Here is a 1,017-nt window from a genome sequence, read left to right as displayed (position 1 = left end):
CTGTAGTTTAGACTAAAAAATGAGCGCAGCTAAAAGTAGCCACCTTTGAATCTCAGGCAAGCTGTTGCTCAAAAACTCAAAAAGTAGAAGATTAAACAGCTAATCTTGAAGACTTTTTACGTCGAGAGACCCGTTTTTTCACAGTGGGATATCGCGGTGCTACCGTCCGTACCCTTCCTTTTTCCCAGCCGGGGGATTTTCCCCTATGTTTAGGCAATTTTGTAGGAGTACCAATGTCAACTAAAAGCGAAAACATTGATTGAGCAACACGTCCAGGGGTAAAATTAATGGTAGCAGATTGCCAAGGTAAGACATTCTCAACCACTAAATCCCTAGCTAGCCAGAGTTGCCAACTCATCAACGGCATTAAATCACTCCAACGCTCGGATTGTTCAGGGGTTCTCAAATTAGGCAATGTCCAATGCAATCTTTGCTTAGCAAACCGATACCAATGATCGACTCCAAAGCGTCGTAAATATTTGAACCAGACTGTTTCCAAAGGTAGAGTTCGTTCTCCAACCCAAGCCAACCATAAGGGTGGAAACGGCTGACCATTTGACATGGGCTTCATTCTTTCGATCAGAATTAAATTGACGTTTTGTCCAGGGGCGCGATAAAAATGCAAGTCAATCCATTGTTTGACTCGGACTTTTCCCAAATCTGGATGTTCGTCAATTTCAATCTCTGTATCCGCTTGAAGCCATGTGGTTGGGTCATTCAGCCTCATTTTTTGCCCGTGTTTTCGCGGTCTACCGCGACCACTATATGCTGGTGGTGCTGACCACAAGCAGGCATTTTTTCGGAATCTCATTAAACAATCAGCAGGGATGGAAGCTTGCGTTAGCGCCAGTACCCAAGAAGCATTCCCATATTCTCGATCCAAAACTGCTAAAACTGGGTTGACGCTCTGTTCACAGACAAGTTTGAGTTGGGAAGCTGCTTGAAGTATGGGTGAAGACCCACTACTAATTCTTTCATGGAGCAGGGGTAATGCCCAACTTCCTTGAGCTTCAGGTA

Annotated in this window: 1 protein-coding gene; it reads right to left on the bottom strand. The window is 44.5% G+C overall.

Annotated features, from left to right (window positions below; genetic code table 11):
• Positions 1-91 precede the first annotated feature (91 nt).
• Positions 92-1,017: transposase (locus tag QUA16_RS36775; protein WP_333109805.1), on the bottom strand; the 926-nt coding region annotated here is incomplete at its 5' end.

The sequence above is a fragment of the Microcoleus sp. S13_C3 genome, assembly GCF_036700905.1.
Taxonomy (GTDB): domain Bacteria; phylum Cyanobacteriota; class Cyanobacteriia; order Cyanobacteriales; family Microcoleaceae; genus Microcoleus.
Note: the sequence above shows the minus strand (reverse complement) of the source record. Positions and strands in the feature narration are given on the sequence as shown.